Origin of the sequence: Streptacidiphilus jiangxiensis, from assembly GCF_900109465.1 — a bacterium.
In the GTDB taxonomy this organism is placed as follows: domain Bacteria; phylum Actinomycetota; class Actinomycetes; order Streptomycetales; family Streptomycetaceae; genus Streptacidiphilus; species Streptacidiphilus jiangxiensis.
In genome coordinates, this window is record NZ_FOAZ01000014.1 from 113,977 (window position 1) to 130,585 (window position 16,609).

The 16,609-nt window shown below is 70.6% G+C and carries 14 protein-coding genes; 7 read left to right on the plus strand and 7 right to left on the minus strand.

What is annotated here, in order from left to right:
- Positions 1 to 40: 40 nt before the first annotated feature.
- Genes BMY61_RS25355 through BMY61_RS25375 form a run of 5 tightly spaced genes read left to right on the plus strand, consistent with a single transcriptional unit; the run spans position 41 to position 6,053 of the window.
- Positions 41 to 1,039 (plus strand): ABC transporter permease, encoded by a 999-nt coding sequence (locus tag BMY61_RS25355; protein WP_042455098.1) that lies wholly within the window; start codon positions 41 to 43, stop codon positions 1,037 to 1,039.
- A gap of 26 nt (positions 1,040 to 1,065) precedes the next feature.
- The gene (locus tag BMY61_RS25360; RefSeq protein WP_174514553.1) at positions 1,066 to 2,841 is read left to right on the plus strand and encodes an ABC transporter substrate-binding protein; all 1,776 of its coding nucleotides are present in this window, start codon (positions 1,066 to 1,068) and stop codon (positions 2,839 to 2,841) included.
- 29 nt (positions 2,842 to 2,870) lie between these two features.
- Positions 2,871 to 3,881 (plus strand): ABC transporter permease, encoded by a 1,011-nt coding sequence (locus BMY61_RS25365; RefSeq protein WP_042455095.1) that lies wholly within the window; start codon positions 2,871 to 2,873, stop codon positions 3,879 to 3,881.
- A 10-nt stretch (positions 3,882 to 3,891) separates the two neighbouring features.
- Complete coding sequence (locus BMY61_RS25370) at positions 3,892 to 4,983, plus strand: ABC transporter ATP-binding protein (protein ID WP_042455093.1); 1,092 nt, start codon at positions 3,892 to 3,894, stop codon at positions 4,981 to 4,983.
- 35 nt (positions 4,984 to 5,018) lie between these two features.
- Positions 5,019 to 6,053 (plus strand): ABC transporter ATP-binding protein, encoded by a 1,035-nt coding sequence (locus tag BMY61_RS25375; protein WP_042455091.1) that lies wholly within the window; start codon positions 5,019 to 5,021, stop codon positions 6,051 to 6,053.
- A gap of 1 nt (position 6,054) precedes the next feature.
- Here the strand turns inward: BMY61_RS25375 and BMY61_RS25380 are convergent, their stop codons facing one another.
- The 3 genes from BMY61_RS25380 to BMY61_RS25390 form a co-directional block, all read right to left on the minus strand.
- Positions 6,055 to 6,300: a helix-turn-helix domain-containing protein gene (locus BMY61_RS25380; protein WP_042455089.1), complete on the minus strand. Its 246-nt coding sequence runs from the start codon at positions 6,298 to 6,300 to the stop codon at positions 6,055 to 6,057.
- Positions 6,300 to 6,944: a hypothetical protein gene (locus BMY61_RS25385; RefSeq protein WP_042455087.1), complete on the minus strand. Its 645-nt coding sequence runs from the start codon at positions 6,942 to 6,944 to the stop codon at positions 6,300 to 6,302. Before BMY61_RS25385 ends, BMY61_RS25380 begins: the two co-directional genes overlap by 1 nt.
- Positions 6,945 to 7,210: 266 nt before the next feature.
- Positions 7,211 to 7,579: a hypothetical protein gene (locus BMY61_RS25390; protein ID WP_042455085.1), complete on the minus strand. Its 369-nt coding sequence runs from the start codon at positions 7,577 to 7,579 to the stop codon at positions 7,211 to 7,213.
- A gap of 115 nt (positions 7,580 to 7,694) precedes the next feature.
- On the opposite strand from BMY61_RS25390, the gene BMY61_RS25395 reads away from it, so the two are divergent.
- Positions 7,695 to 9,146: an amidase gene (locus BMY61_RS25395; RefSeq protein ID WP_042455079.1), complete on the plus strand. Its 1,452-nt coding sequence runs from the start codon at positions 7,695 to 7,697 to the stop codon at positions 9,144 to 9,146.
- Between the two features lie 52 nt (positions 9,147 to 9,198).
- On the opposite strand, the gene BMY61_RS25400 is transcribed toward BMY61_RS25395, so the two are convergent.
- A complete protein-coding gene (locus BMY61_RS25400; protein WP_042455077.1) occupies positions 9,199 to 10,857 on the minus strand; it encodes an MFS transporter in 1,659 nt (552 codons plus the stop codon).
- A gap of 174 nt (positions 10,858 to 11,031) precedes the next feature.
- Here BMY61_RS25400 and BMY61_RS25405 point away from each other — a divergent pair, with 174 nt between their 5' ends.
- Positions 11,032 to 11,670 (plus strand): C39 family peptidase, encoded by a 639-nt coding sequence (locus tag BMY61_RS25405; protein ID WP_042455076.1) that lies wholly within the window; start codon positions 11,032 to 11,034, stop codon positions 11,668 to 11,670.
- 28 nt (positions 11,671 to 11,698) lie between these two features.
- Here BMY61_RS25405 and BMY61_RS25410 read toward each other — a convergent pair whose 3' ends face one another.
- The 3 genes from BMY61_RS25410 to BMY61_RS25420 all read right to left on the minus strand — a co-directional run bounded on the left by BMY61_RS25410 (position 11,699) and on the right by BMY61_RS25420 (position 16,500).
- Positions 11,699 to 13,708, minus strand: coding sequence for a fructose-specific PTS transporter subunit EIIC (locus BMY61_RS25410; protein ID WP_042455074.1), 2,010 nt, complete (start codon positions 13,706 to 13,708; stop codon positions 11,699 to 11,701).
- Positions 13,709 to 13,820: 112 nt separating this feature from the next.
- The gene (manA, locus tag BMY61_RS25415) at positions 13,821 to 15,074 is read right to left on the minus strand and encodes a mannose-6-phosphate isomerase, class I (protein WP_075004063.1); all 1,254 of its coding nucleotides are present in this window, start codon (positions 15,072 to 15,074) and stop codon (positions 13,821 to 13,823) included.
- Positions 15,075 to 15,237: 163 nt separating this feature from the next.
- Positions 15,238 to 16,500, minus strand: a complete 1,263-nt coding sequence (locus BMY61_RS25420; RefSeq protein ID WP_042455069.1) for a Gfo/Idh/MocA family protein — start codon at positions 16,498 to 16,500, stop codon at positions 15,238 to 15,240.
- Between the last annotated feature and the right edge of the window lie 109 nt (positions 16,501 to 16,609).

A 16,609-nucleotide genomic window follows, 5' to 3' on the forward strand; every position in this document is an offset into this window, starting at 1 on the left:
GGACTGACGAGTAGGTCCCCGTCGGCCCGGGAGCAGCAAGATGACCTCCCCGCTCGACGTGACAGGCTCCGCAGCAGAGGCGCAGCCCGAATCCGTGCTGGCCGGAGTGGACCAGGAGAAGATCGAGGGCCGCTCCCTCGGCCAGATCGCCTGGATCCGGTTCAAGCGCGACAAGGTCGCGATGGCGGGCGGGATCGTCGTCGTCTGCCTGGTCCTGCTCGCGGTGCTGGCCAAGCCCATCGAGGGGATCTTCGGGCTGGACCCGAACGCCTTCCACCAGGAGCTCATCGACCCGGTGCTACTCAAACCCAAGGGCAGCTTCGGAGGGATCAGTTGGGCGCACCCGCTGGGGGTCGAGCCCCAGTACGGGCGCGACCTGCTCGCGCGGATCATCGAGGGTTCCTGGGTCTCCCTCGCCGTCGCCTTCGGCGCGACGATCCTCTCGGTCACCATCGGCACCGTGCTCGGGGTGGCCGCCGGGTACTACGGCGGCTGGGTGGACACCGTGATCAGTCGCCTGATGGACATCTTCCTCGCGTTCCCGCTGCTGCTGTTCGCCATCGCTCTCTCCGCCTCCCTGCAGGGCGGCGCCTTCGGACTGCACGGGCTGACCCTGCACATCAGCGTGCTGATCTTCGTCATCGGGTTCTTCAGCTGGCCCTACATGGGCCGCATCATCCGAGGGCAGACGCTCTCGCTCCGCGAACGCGAGTTCGTCGACGCGGCGCGGAGCATGGGCGCCCACGGGCACTACATCCTCTTCAAGGAGCTGCTGCCGAACCTCGTCGCCCCGATCATCGTGTACTCCACGCTGCTGATCCCCACCAACATCCTTTTCGAGGCCGGTCTGAGCTTCCTCGGCGTCGGCATCCAGCCGCCGCAGGCGTCCTGGGGCGGGATGCTCAACCAGTCGATCAGCCTCTACCAGGCGGACCCGTGGTTCATGGTCGTCCCGGGCCTCGCCATCTTCATCACCGTCCTGGCCTTCAACCTGCTCGGCGACGGTCTGCGCGACGCGCTGGACCCGAGGAGCAACTGAAAGCACGCGAGGAGGAGGCAGTCACCATGAGGACCATCAGAAGCTCGAAGACAGCCGTCCTCGCGGCGGCCGCCGCCGCGGTGGTGCTCGCGGCGACCTCCTGCAGTTCCAGCGGCGGCGGCACGAGCAGCAGCAGCTCGAGCTCGTACAACGCGGGTATCACCGGGGTGGTCAACCCCTCGACGCACGCCGGCGGCACGGTCGCCTACCAGCTCTCCAGCACCCCCGACTCGATGGATCCGGGCAACACCTACTACGCGTTCATGTGGGACTTCTCCCGGCTGTACGCGAGGGCCCTGACCACGTTCACCCCGGCGCCCGGTACCGGCGGCCTCAAGCTCGTACCGGACCTCGCCACCGGCCTCGGCACGCCGAGTGACGGCGGCAAGACCTGGACGTACCACATCCGCACGGGCCTGAAGTTCTCCGACGGCACGCCGATCACCACCGCGGACGTGAAGTACGCGATCGAGCGCAGCAACTACGCCCCCGACGTGCTCTCCAACGGCCCGACCTACTTCCACCAGTACCTGGTCGACAACTCGACCCCGTACCCGGGGCCGTACAAGGACAAGACCGGCGGCCTGGACTCGATCCAGACCCCCGACACCCACACGATCGTCTTCCACCTCAAGCAGCCGTTCGCGGACTTCGACTACCTGGTCAGCAACCCGCAGACGGCGCCCGTCCCGGCCGCCAAGGACACCGGCGCCTCGTACGTGAACAACATCGTCTCGTCCGGCTCCTACATGTTCAGCAGCTACACGGACGGCAAGGGCGCGACCCTGGTGAAGAACCCCAACTGGAGCGCCGGCAGCGACCCGCTGCGCAAGCAGTACCCGGACAAGATCACCATCGACTTCAACATCGCGCAGACCACCGTCGACCAGAACCTGATCGCCGGCAACACCACGCTCGACATGGCCGGCGCCGGCATGGCCGCCGCCACGCAGGCGACGGCGCTGTCCAACCCCAGCCAGAAGAGCCACATCGACGACGCCCAGAGCGGCGCGCTCGCCTACGTGGCGATCTCGACCAACGTGGCGCCGTTCAACAACATCCACTGCCGCCAGGCGGTCGAGTACGCGATCGACAAGACCTCCGTGCAGACCGCGACCGGCGGTGACGTCCACGGCGACATCGCCTCCACCGTGCTGCCGCCGACCGTCAACGGCTACACGCAGTACCCCGACCAGTACCCGACGCCGGGCAACGCGGGTGCGGACAGCACGCAGGGGCTGAACTCCGCCAAGCAGCAGCTGTCGATGTGCGGCATGCCGAACGGCTTCACCACCAACCTGTCGGCGCGCTCCGACCGGCCGAACGAGATCGCCATGGCGCAGGCCATCCAGGCCTCGCTGAAGAAGGTCGGCATCAACGTCGACATCCAGCAGTACCCGTCCGGCAAGTACTTCACCGACAACGCGGGCGCTCCCGCCTTCGTCCACTCCCACGACCTCGGCCTGATGATGATGGCCTGGGCCGCCGACTGGCCGACCGGCTACGGCTTCCTGGAGCAGATCCTGGACGGCGCCACCATCAAGGCCTCCGGCAACAGCAACCTCTCCGAGCTGAACGACCCGAACATCAACCAGATGCTGTCGTCGGCGATCCAGAACACCGACGAGTCGGCGCGGCTCCAGGCCTGGGGCACCATCGACAAGGCCGCGATGCAGCAGGCGGCGATCGTGCCGCTGCTCTACCGCAAGGACCTGCTGTACCGGCCGGCCGCCGCCACCAACATCTACGTGACCGAGGCCTACGGCATGTACGACTACCTCAACGTCGGCTCCACCAAGTGACCCCGGCCTAGTGATTCCGGAGCCGTGCGGTGACCGCGTACATCGTCCGCCGGGTGATCGCGGCGATCTTCCTGCTGATCGCCGTCACCATGATCACCTTTGGCATCTTCTTCCTGGTGCCACGACTGGCCGGCGAGACCAGCACCCAGCTCGCCGCCCAGTACGTGGGCCGCGACCCGAGCCCGGAGGCGCTCGCGGCCGTGGAGAAGAACCTCGGCTTCGACCAACCGATCTACCAGCAGTGGTGGGAGTTCGCCCACGGCATCGTGGCCGGCCGGACGTTCCGCTACGGCCCCGACGCGTCGGTGTGCCACGTCCCCTGCTTCGGCTACTCGTTCAAGAGCCACCTGCCGGTCTGGCCGGAGATCGTCTCACGCCTGCCGGTGACCATCTCGCTGGCCGCCGGCGCGGCGGTGATCTGGGTGGTCACCGGCGTGGCGATCGGCGTGCTCTCCGCGCTCAAGCGCGGCTCGGTCTTCGACCGGCTCTCCATGGGCCTGGCCCTGGCCGGCGTCTCGCTGCCGATCTTCTTCACCGCGCTGCTGTCGCTGGCCCTGTTCAGCTACAAGTGGCCGATCTTCCCCAACCTCCAGTACGTGCCGCTGACCCAGGACCCGCTGCTGTGGGCGAAGAACCTGGTGCTGCCGTGGGTCACCCTCGCCTTCCTCTACTCCGCCCTCTACGCGCGGCTGACCCGCGCCGGAATGCTGGAGACGATGAGCGAGGACTACATCCGCACCGCGCGGGCCAAAGGTCTGCCGGAACGTCAGGTCGTGGTCCGGCACGGGCTGCGCGCCGCGCTGACCCCGATCATCACCATCTTCGGACTGGACCTCGGCCTGCTGCTCGGCGGCGCGGTGCTGACCGAGACTGCCTTCTCCCTGCCCGGGGTGGGTCAGTACGCGGTGGAGGCCATCACCGACAACGACCTGCCGCAGATCCTGGCGGTGACCACCCTGGCGGCCTTCTTCATCGTGGCCGCCAATCTCGTCGTCGACGTCCTCTACGTCGCCGTCGATCCTCGTGTCAGGTACAAGTGAGGGGCGAGCGATGAAGCGTCCCCATCTGCGCACCGGCACCGGCACCGTCACGGCCGGGGAGGGCCCGCCCGATTCGGCCTTCCTGAGCGTGCGGGACCTGCGCATCCACTTCGACACCGACGACGGCCTGGTCCGGGCCGTGGACGGCCTGACCTTCCGCCTCGACCGCGGCCGCGCCCTCGGGATCGTCGGCGAGTCCGGCTCGGGCAAGTCGGTGACCTCGCTGGGCATCATGGGCCTGCACCGCTCCGGTCGGGCCCGGGTGACGGGCGAGGTGTGGCTCGACGGGGAGGAGCTGGTCAACGCCGATCCCGAGCGGGTGCGACAGCTGCGCGGCCGGAAGATGGCGATGATCTTCCAGGACCCGTTGACGGCCATGCACCCCTTCTACAGCATCGGTCGGCAGATCACGGAGGCCTATCGGGTCCACCACCCCGACGTCCACCGCAAGCAGGCCCACGAGCGGGCCGTGGAGATGCTCGCCCGGGTCGGCATCCCCCAGCCGGACAAGCGCGTCGACGACTACCCGCACCAGTTCTCCGGCGGCATGCGCCAGCGCGCGATGATCGCGATGGCGCTGGTCAACGACCCGGACCTGCTGATCGCGGACGAGCCGACCACCGCGCTCGACGTCACCGTCCAGGCACAGATCCTCGACCTCATCCGGGACCTGCAGCGCGAGACCGGCTCGGCCGTCGTCATCATCACCCACGACCTGGGCGTGGTCGCCGAGATCGCCGACGACATCCTGGTGATGTACGCGGGCCGGTGCATGGAGCACGGGCCGGCCGAGCAGGTCTTCTCCCGTCCGCAGCACCCCTACACCTGGGGCCTGCTCGCCTCGATGCCGCGGATCAACCGCGAGCGTCAGGACCGGCTGCTGCCGATCGAGGGCAATCCGCCAAGCCTGATCCGCGTCCCGCCGGGCTGCCCCTTCCACCCGCGCTGCCGCTACGCCCTGCTGACCGACGGCCGCTCGAACACGGAGGTACCGCCGCTGGTCCCGGTGGACGCGGACGACCCCGACCACACCGTCGCCTGCCATCTCACCCCGGAGGATCGGCAGCGCATTTTCAGTGAGGACGTCGCACCGGGACTGTGACCCTGCGGGTCTCGCCATGGAAGGAGGCCGCTGCGATGACGACCGAGACCGTGCCCGCACCGGGCACCGCACCCGTGGACGGCGAGGCCCTGCTCCAGGTCGACGCCCTGGTCAAGCACTTCCCGATCCGTCAGGGCCTGCTCCAACGCCAGATCGGCGCGGTGCGCGCGGTCGACGGCGTGGCCTTCACCGTCCGCGCCGGGGAGACACTGGGGGTCGTCGGCGAGTCCGGCTGCGGCAAGACCACGACGGGCCGGCTGCTGGTCCGCCTGCTCGAGCCGACCGCAGGCTCGATCCGTTTCGAGGGCCGTGACATCACGCACCTGAGCACCGGCGCGATGCGCCCGCTGCGCCGCGACATCCAGATGATCTTCCAGGACCCGTACTCCTCGCTGAACCCCCGCCACACCGTCGGCACGATCGTCGGCGCGCCGTTCCGCCTCCAGGGCGTGAAGACCGAACACGGCGTCAAGAAGGCCGTGCAGGAACTGCTGGAGCTGTGCGGGCTGAGCCCCGAGCACTACAACCGCTATCCGCACGAGTTCTCCGGCGGCCAGCGCCAACGCATCGGCATCGCGCGGGCGCTGGCCCTGCGTCCCAAGCTGATCGTGGCCGACGAGCCGGTCTCGGCGCTGGACGTCTCGATCCAGGCGCAGGTGGTGAACCTGCTGGACGACCTCCAGGGCGAACTGGGTCTCACCTACGTGATCATCGCCCACGACCTGTCCGTCGTCCGCCACGTCTCGGACCGCGTGGCGGTGATGTACCTGGGCAAGGTCGTCGAACTGGGCGGCCGCGACTCCCTCTACCACGCCCCGCTCCACCCCTACACCGTCGCCCTCATGTCCGCCGTCCCCGTCCCGGACCCCAAGCGCAAGCAGCAACGCGAACGCATCCTCCTCACCGGCGACGTCCCCTCCCCGGTCAACCCGCCACCGGCCTGCCGCTTCCACACCCGTTGCTGGAAGGCCCAGGAGATCTGCCGCCAGGTCGAACCGCCCCTGCGCGAACTGCGCTCGGGTCACCTGGTCGCCTGCCACTTTCCGGAGAACGAACCTTCGCCGGGGTGATCTACCCCGGCCGGCCCTCGGGGCGGTAGGCGAGCAGGTCGCCCGGCTGGCAGTCCAGGGCCTCGCACAGACTGGTGAGGGTGGTGAAGCGGACCGCCTTGGCACGACCGTTCTTCAGGATCGACAGGTTGACGGTCGTGACGCCGACCCGTTGGGCCAGTTCAGTGAGAGTCATGCCCCGTTCGGCAAGCAGCCGGTCGAGGTGGACCTCGATGCCGTGGCCTTCCGGGGGTTCGGTCGACGACATCACACGGTCCCTTCGAGGTCCTCTCGCATGGCCGCGCCCGCGCGCAGGATCCGCGCGAAGGTGAACAGCCCAAGAGCAGTGAACACCATGCCGGTTGGGAAACTCCAGGTGGAGAGCCAGGACGCGGCCGTGGAGGTGGCCCGCCCGGTCAGCGTCGCCAGCAGCGCGGCCTGCGCGGCGGCCTTCGCCGCGGAGACGACGAGACTGCCGACGAGCAGCCACCAACCGAACCGCTTGATCCCGGCCGTCGTCCGCAGGGTGTAGACCCCGTCCCGGGCGGCGCGGCGCAACAGCGCGTTGAGCCAGAGCAGGGAGCCGACGGCCATCAGGAGGGTCGGCAGCTGCTCGAACGTGACCAGCAGCCGCTGGAAGCCGCTCGGGTTCGAGGTGCAGAACTGCGGATGCAAGCCGACGGTCGCGCCGCCCTTGGGCAGGAACTCCATCTGGTCCAGGGTGCTGTCGCCGCTGGTGCTGCTCAGGAAGTTCTGGTCGGTGGCGCAGACGTTCCCCGAGCTCCAGCCGACATGAACGTTGCTGTTGAACAGGCTCAACACGAAGCCGAGCGCCAGTAGGGCGATCACCAGCTTGAGCACGAACCCCACCGCGGTGGCCAGCGGTTCGAGCAGTTTCGGTTCCTCGGTCATGGCAACACCCTCGCCCGTATCGTTTATCGATGCTATCGATAAACGATACGGCTGCGGATGGCCTCAGGGAACCCCTACTGATGCACGCACGGCCGAGGGTGGTGAGCGGTCAGCCGGCGGCGAGGATGCCTTCGGCCTGGTCACAGGCCCGAGACCGCACGACGTCCCGGGCACCGCGGGCCGCCAGTTCCGCGGCATGCGCCACAGGCTAAGCGGTCGTGTCATGTGGCCCGGTAGTCCCCCTCACCGCCAGAACCAAGGCCGACTCAAGCCCTACCCAGCAGGTGATCAGTGGGACCGTAATCGATCTTCCAATCGGCACAGGACTCGACGGCGCCGTCGTGCTGGCACCGCAGGCCAAGCGTCACCCAGCGGACCGGCCCGTCCTCCGCCAGCAAGAACGCAACGGCGTCCTCGAACTCCTCGCTGTCGGCGATGAACGCCCGCCTGCCGCAGCCGGGGCACTCCCGCTCAGCTGCGCCCTCCATGCCGTCGACGAGCACGGAGAACCAGCGGCCGCCGCACCCGTCGCACACGGCAGGGGCGATCTTCGCAGGACGGTCGTCGACGGCCCCCCGGAGGAATTCCGCGAGCTCCGCCGAGACACCCTCGCCGATCCGGTCGTCAACATGCACGGCCACATCGTCCCAGACGCCCGAACCGGCCCCCCCCGAGCCCTCCCCTCCACCCGAATTCCGTTGCGTGAATCGGCATTTCGTGGCCCTTTCGAGGGGTCGGTACGGTCGGTCCATGGAGTCGAACTTTCCGACCGCCGAAGAGCTCGTCGCCGCGCTGCGGGCCGGCGACGTGTCCTCGGTGGAGCTGACCGACGAGGCGATCGCCCGAATCGAGCGGGACGACAAGACGATCAACGCGATCTGCGTACCGGACTTCGACCGGGCGAGAGCGGCCGCGCGCGACGCGGACCGGGCGCGTGCTCGGGGGGAGGATCTGGCGCTGCTCGGCATCCCGGTGACGGTCAAGGAGTCCTACGACGTCGCCGGGCTGCCCACGACGTGGGGCATCCCGGCGTACCGGAACCACTTGCCCGCCGAAGACGCCGTGCAGGTGTCACGGCTCAAGTCCGCGGGCGCGGTGGTCCTCGGCAAGACCAACGTGCCCTTGGGTCTGCAGGACATTCAGAGCTTCAACGAGATCTACGGCACCACCAACAACCCGTGGGACCCCACCCGCACGCCGGGCGGATCCTCAGGTGGGTCGGCCGCGGCCCTCGCCGCCGGGTTCGGGGCGCTGTCGATCGGCTCCGACATCGCCGGTTCGCTGCGCACCCCGGCACACTTCTGCGGCATCCACGCCCACAAGCCGAGCCTCGGGTTGCTGGCGAGCCGCGGCATGGTCCCACCGCCCGGACCGGCCCTGCCCGCCGACCAGGACCTCGCCGTCGTCGGCCCGATGGCGCGCTCCGCGCGTGACCTCACGCTCCTGCTCGACGTCATGGCCGGCCCGGACCCGCTGACGCACGGGGTGGCGTACGACATGAGGCTGCCGCCGCCGCGCCACCAGCGGCTGGGCGACTTCCGGGTCCTGGTCGTCGAGGACCATCCGCGCATCGCGAGCGGGGTCGCCGTGCGGGCGGCAGTGAACCGGGTGGCCGACGCGCTGACCGAGGGCGGTGCCCGCGTCGAGCGGCACAGTGCGCTGCTCCCCGACCTCGGCGAGGCCGCCACGATCTACATGCAGCTGCTGGTGTCGAACTCCGCTGCGCGGTTCCCGATGGAGGCGTACGAGCAGGTGCGGGCCCGCGTGGCCGGGCTGAGCGCGGACGACGACAGCCTCGAGGCGGCGCGGCTGCGCGGCGTGGTGCTCAGCCATCGCGACTGGGTCGGGCTGAACGGCCGCCGCGAGCTCCATCGCCACGCGTGGCGGCGGCTGTTCGCCGAGTTCGACGTCGTGGTCTGTCCGGTCACGCCGACCCCCGCGTTCCCGCACGACCACCATCCCAACCCGATGGAGCGCCGGATCGACGTCGACGGGGTCGCCTTCCCGTATTTCGACCAACTGGTCTGGGCCGGGTTGGCCACCATGCCCGGCCTGCCCGCCACCGCCGTCCCGGCGGGGCTGTCCCCGGAAGGCCTTCCCGTGGGCGTCCAGCTCATCGGCCCGATGTTCGAGGACCGCACCCCACTGCGGCTCGCCGAACTGCTGGAGGAGACGATGAGCCAGTCCCGAGCCCAGCACTGATTACCGTCCCCTGCGCGTGCCGGGCGCCGCGAGCCGGCGCCCGGCACGGCTGTCACTCCGTGAGGGCCGCCAGTTCGCGGGCGACCGCTGCCTCGTGGGCCTCGGCGTCCTCGCGGGCGCGGCGGGGCCTCCAGCGGCCGGTCATGGTGAAGACGAAGGGGATGAAGAGCGCCTGGCCGGCGAAGCAGATCCACCACCAGGTCTGCCACTGGCCGGGGCCCTGGGCCGCCGCCTTCTGGACCTCGGGGCCGTAGGTCTGCAGGATCGTCAGCTGCGGTTGGGCCTTGGCGACGAGCTGCAGGTTGGCGGGGCCGACCTCCTGGGCGGCCTGGGCGAGCAGGGCGGGCGGGATGGCCGTCGGCGGGTACTTGCCGAGCTCGGCGAAGAGCTGGGGGTGGGCCTGGACCACGGCCAGGGCCGGGCCCGCCTCCGCCTGTGCGGCGGCGACCTGGGAACCGTGCTCGACCAGCGGGGTCACGGCGGTGACGACGACCGGGACGAACGCCGCCGAGACCGCGACGACGATGCGGATGATCCAGCCCCACACCGCGAGGCCGGTCGCGGTCGCGGCAGGGTTGTGCTTCTCGACCGTCTCGGTGAAGCTCGCCATCCACGGCGCGTAGGCGACGCCGCTGAGGACGCCGACGCACGCGCACAGCAGGGCGAAGGTGTAGTAACCCGTGGTGGGATGCGTGGCGCGGGTCGCGAAGACCGCGGTCGCGGCCATCGTGCCGAGCGCTCCCACGATCATGAAGGGCTTGCGGACCCGCAGCCGGTCCGAGAGCAGGCCGACGACGACCAGCGCCACCGCGTTCGGCGCCCAGTACCAGTTGGCGAGTGCGTTGGCGCGCTGCTCGGAGTAGCCGAAGGTGGTGGCGAAGTAGACGACGAAGTTGCCGACGGCGGCGAAGTAGAAGAGCAGGAAGACGCTGATCGCGAACGCCGAGCCGACCACGTCCAGGCGCATCATCTGCCGCCAGTGGCCCTTCAGTTGGCGCTCGGGGTCGATCCCGGCGGCGCGGGCCTCGACCAGGGCGCGGTCGCGCAGGCTGACCATGATCTGGTCGCGCAGCCGCGGTGAGAGCTCGCGGAGCCCGAACAGGGCCAGGACGAAGACGAGCAGGCCCGCGTAGCCGGAGTAGCGCAGCTCGTCCTGCCAGCCCGCCGTGGAGAGCGTCGCGCTGGTCACCTCGGTGACGACGAGGCTGCCGATGACCGGACCCATCGTCCAGTAACCCATGGCGGTGGCCCGGCCGAGCTGCGGGGAGAAGTCGCGGATCAGGGCCGGGGTGGCGACCAGGACGATGCCCTCGACGAAGCTGACGGCAGAGAAGAGCACCAGGTAGACGTTCTTGTCGGGCGCGTTCGGCAGGCCGAGGACCAGCAGCAGGGCCGCCACCAGCAGCCCGTAGACGACGAGGTTGGCGCGTCCCCACCGGTCGGCGAAGCCGGCCACGAGCGAGGCGAAGGCGCCGACGGCGTTGCCGATGACGCTGATCCAGACGAAGGTGCGGAAGCTCATGTCGTAGTGGCGGATGATCGAGGTCGCCACCGCGTACTGCACGTACAGCTCGTAGTAGAGCACCACCGTGGTGACGACCACGATGCCGAGATAGAGATAGCGGCGCGCCGTGTCGGGGTAGTGGGCGAGTTCTCTTCGCCACAGCCGGGCGAGCGGGGTCGGGGCGGTCAGGGGCACGGACACGGACATGCGGAGCCCTCCTCGCACCCGGCGCGCACGCGGGAAGACGCGCGCGTGCGGCCAGGACGGATTCCAGTCGTCTGTGAAATGGAATTCAGCACACCTACCGGTCGGTATGGAGGAATGTAGAAGTCGCTCCGGCGCCGGTCAATGGTGCGGGCAGAACGCGTGCAGAATCGACCCATGGAGATCACCGCCACCGGCACCGTGCCCTACTGCTCCCAGTTCGGCTCCCCCGAGCTCGTCCCCGAGCTCATCTCGGGCACGCTCGCCGCGCAGGACGACCCACGCTGGGCCGAGTCGGGCGCTTCGACGCCGCAGGAGTACGCATGGTGGTGCCGACGGGTCTGCGGGATGGCGTGTCTGCGGATGGCGTTGCTGCACTGGCGCGGCTCCGCCCCCGGCACGGTCGAGCTCGCGCACCAGTGCGTCGCGGCCGGCGGCTACGTCGTGGACGGGGAACGGGTCGAGGGGCTGATCTACGCGCCCTTCGCCCGCTACGCAGGCGAACGCTGGGGACTGGCGGCCACGGTGGAGACCTCGCTCGACCCGGCCGGGATCCGCGCGCATCTCGACGCAGGACGGCTGCCGATGCTCTCCGTGCACCCGTCCATCCGCACCCTGAATCCCGAACCTCCGTTCCGTGGCGGGCACCTGGTGCTGGCCGTGGACCACGACGACGAGGCGCTGTACGTCAACAACCCCTCCGGCTACCCGGGGAGTCAGCACTACGCGCGCGTGCCGTGGGCGGACCTGGACCGGTTCTTCGCTCGACGCGGCGTGGTCCTCGGCGCCGACGCAGACGTCCGGCCCGGCGGGTGAGCCGGGCCGGACGGTGGAGCGGGTGGGGTCAACCGACCGCCTCGAGGGTGCGGACGATGTCGCGGTCGCTGGTGGCAGCCTCCAACTCCTCGCGGAACTCGGCGTTCACGAGCTTGCGGGACAACTGCGCCAGGATCCGGAGGTGTTCGTCCCCGGCCATCTCCTTCGGGACGGCGACCAGGAACATCAGCTTGGCCTTCTCGCCGTCCGGCGAGCCCCATTCGACGCCCTGCGGCGAGCGGGAGAAGGCGACGACGGGCGCGGTGACGGCGTCGGTCTTGGCGTGCGGGATGGCGATGCCCTCGCCCAGACCCGTCGATCCCTGCGCCTCCCGGGCCTGCACGGCCGCCACCAGCGCGTCCTGATCCGCCACCCGGCCTGTCCCGGCGGCGAGTTGGACCAGCTCGCCGATGGCGTCGGCCTTGGCTTCGGCCTCCAGCTCCAACTGCACGGTGTCGGTGGTCAGGTAGCCGGAGAGCACCTCGTCCTCGGCCACCTCGGCCGTTTCGGTCACCTTGACCGTCTCGGCCACGTCGGCCACCTCGGCCGTCCCGGCGGACGCTGCCGCCGCCTCGGACGCGCCACGGCGACGCTCCGAGCGCTCGATCAGCGCGACCGCGGTGAAGGCCGTGACGGCGGTGCCCGCAGCGATCGCGGCGAAGTAGAGCGGGACGCCGCCCACCGCGCCCAGGACGGCCACGATCGGGCCGCCGTGCGGCACCGCGTCGGTGACGGCGAAGACCGCGCCGAGACCGCCGGCCACCATCGCGCCGGCCATGTTCGCGGGGATGACCTGCGCCGGGCGCCCGGCGGCGAACGGGATCGCGCCCTCGGTGATGCCGAAGAAACCCATGAAGAGCGCCGCGATGCCGGTCTCCTGCTCCTGCGCGTTGAACAGGCGCTTGCGGATCAGTGTGGCCAGGCCCATGCCCAGCGGCGGCACCGCGATCGCGGCGGCGACCATGCCCATGACCTCGTGGTTGCCGGAGGCGATCAGGCCGGAGCCGAAGAGGAACGCGGTCTTGTTGACCGGGCCGCCCATGTCGAAGGCGATCATGGCACCGAGCACGATGCCGAGGATCGCCGCCGAGCCGCCCTGCAGGCCGTTGAGGAAGTGCGTCAGCGTGGTGAACACCCAGGAGATCGGCGAGCCGATGACGTAGACGAAGAAGGCCCCGACCGAGACGGTGGTGAGCACCGGGATGAAGATGATCGGCATCACCGTGGCCATGGCCCGTGGCACCTTGATCCTCTTGATCGCCAGCGCGACGTAACCGACCAGGAAGCCCGAGACGATCGCGCCGAGGAAGCCCGTGCCGGACTCGCTGTGGTAGAACGTGCCGGTGTTGGCGATGAACCCGACGATCAGACCTGGTGCGAGGCCCGGCCGGTCCGCGATCGCGTAGGCGATGTAGCCGGAGAGGATCGGCACCATCAGCGAGAAGCCGAGCGCGCCGACGTCGCTCATGGTCTTCCACACCGTGCCGTCCGGGATGACCATGCCGTCGGGACCGGCCTGGCCGCCGAAGGCCATCGCCACGGCGATGAGCAGACCGCCGACCACCACGAACGGGATCATGTAGGAGACGCCGTTCATCAGCGCCTTGTAGACGACGCTGCGCTCCTTGCCACCACCGGAGCCACCGGACCCGCCGGACGCACCGGACCCGCCCGAGGCGGCGGCAGCGGCGGATCCGCCGCTCGCCTGCGGCGTGGCGCTGCGCGCCTGCTCGAAGAGCTCCACCGGCCGCCGGATCGCGTCACCGACCCCCACCGAGACGACGGGCTTCCCGGCGAACCGGCTGCGGTCCACCTCCTTGTCGGCGGCGACGATGACGGCGTCAGCCGCGGCGACGTCCGCCGCGGTCAGCACGTTCTCCGCCCCGATGGAGCCCTGGGTCTCCACCTTGATGGTGTGGCCCTGTGCCGCCGCCTCCTGTTGGAGTTTCTCGGCGGCCATGTAGGTGTGCGCGATACCGGCGGGACAGGCCGTCACCGCCACCAGCCGCAGTGGGCCGGCGTCACTGGTCGGGGGCACGGATCTTCTCCTCGCAGGGGGTCCTGAAGAATTAATCGGACTTTCAGAGTCCCTCTGCGGGCCGGTGTGCCATCAGGGTCCGCCGACCCGAACCGGAACGGGTCCAAGGCCCCTAGGCCGCCTCCGAAAGCCCCCAGCAGGCTCCCGCCTGCGCGCCCACGACCGTGGCCCGGAACGCCGTCGCGTCCGCGCCGCGGGCGGTCAGGGTCACGGCGGGGCTGTCGGCGGCGATGAAGCAGGACTGCCCCGGGGCGAGCGGCACCTCCTCCCCCGTGGCGTCGGTCAGCACGACCCGGCCGCCCGTGCACAGCACGATCTGCGGGGTGTCCGTCGGCAGCGGCCAGCCACCGGACCGGTAACGCGACAGCCGGAACTCGTCGATCGGCGCGGGGTAGAGCTCCTCCCCCGGATGCCCCGCCACCGACCGCGGCCGGATCACCCCCGGCTCCGTCGCCGCGAAATCCACCACCCGCAGCAGCTCCGGCACGTCGATGTGCTTCGGCGTCAGCCCGGCCCGCAGCACGTTGTCCGAGTTGGCCATCAACTCCACGCCCAGGCCCCGGAAGTAGGCGTGCGGCACGCCCGCCCCCAGGTAGACCGCCTCGCCCGGCGCCAGCACCACGTGGTTCAGCAGCAACGCCGACAACAGGCCCGGGTCGGCCGGGTAGTGGTCCGCCAACGCCGCGTAGTCGCGCAGCATCAGCGCCTCCCGCGCGTCGGTCGACTCCCCGGCGAGACGCAGCAGCGCGTGCCCGGTCGCCCCGACCAGCCGCGCCACGGTGTCGGGGTGGAGGGTGAGCACCCAGGTGAGCGCCTCGCGCAGGGCCTCCGTCTCGGGCTTGGCCCGCAGCACCTCGATCACCGGACGCAGCCCGGCGACCCCCAGCCGCTCCAGCAGCGCCACGGTCGACAGCGGTGCGCGGAACCCGCACACGCCGGTGAACTCCCCCAGCGCGCACAGCATCTCGGGCTTGTGGTTCGCGTCCTTGTAGTTCCGCTCCCGCGCCTCCAGCGGCACCCCGGCCGCCTCCTCCGCCGCGAACCCCGCCCGCGCCCGCGCCAGATCCGGATGCACCTGCACCGACAACGGCTCACCCGCCGCCAGCACCTTGAACAGGAACGGCAGCCCCGCACCGAACCGCGCCACCACGCCCGCGCCCAGCTCCCGCTGCGGGTCCGCCGCGATGACCGCGTCCAACGTCAGCGTGCCGCCCGTGCCCCGGTCCACCCCCGACGGCGCGCCCGGATGCGCGCCCATCCACACCTCCGCCTGCGGCTCCCCACTGGGCTCCTGGCCGAGCAGGGCCGGGATCGCGGTACGCGACCCCCAGGCGTACGGGCGGACGGTGTTCTCCAGGCGGTCCATGGGCGCCTCAGTCCCTTCGGGCAGTCGCAAGCGGGGGGTCCGGGCCCGTCCCGGGCCACTCCACGACGCTAGGAGCCCTGGCGGCCGCCGGGGCAGGGCGTTCCGCCCCGACCGCGGGTGCCGAAAGTCCCACGGCCGGGGGCGCGACGAAGGGCCCCCACGTTCACCGGCCGGCCCGGACCTCCACCACCGCGCCTTCGACGCGGGCGCGCTCCGCGGCGAGCACCGCGAGGTGGCTGAGCAGCGACTCGCGCGGGCCGGACCGCACCAGCGAGGGGTCGCCCGCCGCGACGGCAGCGACGAACGCCTCCATCAGTCCCGCGTCGCCGCCGCCGTGGCCGCCCGCGGCGGACATCGCCGCGGTGGCCTGCGTGTCCAGGGTCTCCGTGGTGTCGGTGCGGAAGTCGTGCACGTGGAGCAGCCGTCCGTCGCCGCGGATCTCGCCGCGCGTGCCGTAGATCTCGGTGCGGCGGTTACCGATCTCGGTGAGGCCGGTCATGGTGAACGTCGCGGTGGCGCCGCTCTCGAACTCCATCGCGACGACCTGATGGTCGACGACGTCGTTGTCGCAGGCGAAGACGCAGCGGCCGTAGGGGCCGGTGCGCAAGGCGGTGTCCAGGGCCTCGTCGGTGAAGTCCTCCACGACGACGGAGAGCGGCCAGCCGTGCTCGCCCTCGGTGAGCCGGGTGCCGTAGAAGCGAACGGCGTCGAAGGCGCACTGCGACCGCACCGGGCACTCGACGCAGCGGTCCGTGGCGCCCTCGGGCCGGTTGGCGGCGGTGAAGTAGGAGAGCCGGCCGAAGCTCGCGACCCGGGTGGGCGCCGCGCCGACGACGTACTGCAGCCAGTCGAGGTCGTGGCAGGACTTGGCCATCAGCATGGTGGTGGCCTCGTCGGCGCGCCGCCAGTTGCCGCGGACGAAGGAGTGGGCCTGGTGCCAGTAGCCGACGGGTTCGAGGTGGCGCACGCTCACCACCTCGCCGATCCGGCCGCTGTCGAGGAGGGTGCGCAGGGCGTCGGTGTAGGGGGTGTACCGCAGCACGTGGCCGACGGACAGGATGACACCGGCCTGCTCGACGGCCTCGACGACGGCCCGGCAGGACTCCTCGTCGAGGGCCATCGGCTTCTCCAGCATGACGTGGTAGCCGAGGGCGGCGAAGGCGAGCACCGGCTCCAGGTGGTCGCAGTCCAGGGTGCAGATCAGGACGGCGTCGGCGATCCGCTCGCCGCGGGCGGCCAGCTCGCGCCAGTCGACGACGGCGTCGGCCGCGGCGACGCCGTGCTCGGCGGCGATCCGCTCCCGCCGCACGGCACGCGGCTCTGCGACGGCCACCACCCGCGCCAGCTCGGGGTGTTCGAGCGCGAAGCGGGCGTGGCGGGCGCCACGGTCGCCCGCGCCGACGACGACCAGTGAGACCTGGGGCATGGATTCGACTCCTGGGCAGCTAGGTGGTCGCGGCGTTCCTCTCGGAACGTCATCCCCCGTGGAGGTGCGCTCCGCACCCGCTACGGCCGCATCCGTCACCCGGCTCCAC